Annotated in this window: 1 protein-coding gene; it reads right to left on the bottom strand. The window is 42.9% G+C overall.

All coding sequences use genetic code 11. From position 1 onward, the window contains the following. Positions 1-91: 91 nt before the first annotated feature. The coding region (locus R7Z49_RS28010) for a nucleoid-associated protein (protein ID WP_318112927.1) at positions 92-503 on the bottom strand (412 nt) is incomplete at its 5' end.

Below are 503 nucleotides of genomic sequence, written 5' to 3'. Positions count from 1 at the left end.
ATCCATTAATTACAAGCATATACCATGTTCTGAGCTCTGGCTGTGCTTGCTTCACATAAAAAAAGAGAGCCTAGGGCTCTCTTCATAAGAATTAATTACGACTTAACTGATCTTTCAAGTTTGGCGGCGTACCTTTGATCGTCAGCGTATCTGTTTCTGGGTCGTAGAAAATACGCTCGCCCAATAACAAGCTGTCAAAGCTGATATTTAAACCACCACCGGCACCCACATATTTAGTCAGCTTACGAACCGTTGAGCGATCACCAGGGAATGATTCTTCAAGCTCGTAACCTTGCTCTTTGGTGAAGTCCATAAAGCTCGTACCATCTTGGCTTGGCGGTAACTCACCAGAAAGTTCAGAAATTTGAACCTCTTCGCCAGATTTGATCTGCTCGTTACAGTAGTTATAAACCTGCTTTTTGTACTCGTTAACTTCTTGCTTTTCCAACTTAGAATCCGCACAGAAGTCATCCACCGCTTGCATCAACACAAGGTTTTGCTGT

The sequence above is a fragment of the Vibrio sp. 1562 genome (assembly GCF_033340155.1).
Classification (GTDB): Bacteria; Pseudomonadota; Gammaproteobacteria; order Enterobacterales; family Vibrionaceae; genus Vibrio; species Vibrio alginolyticus.
The sequence above is the reverse complement of the archived record's forward strand: the minus strand, read 5'-3'. Positions and strand labels throughout refer to the sequence as shown.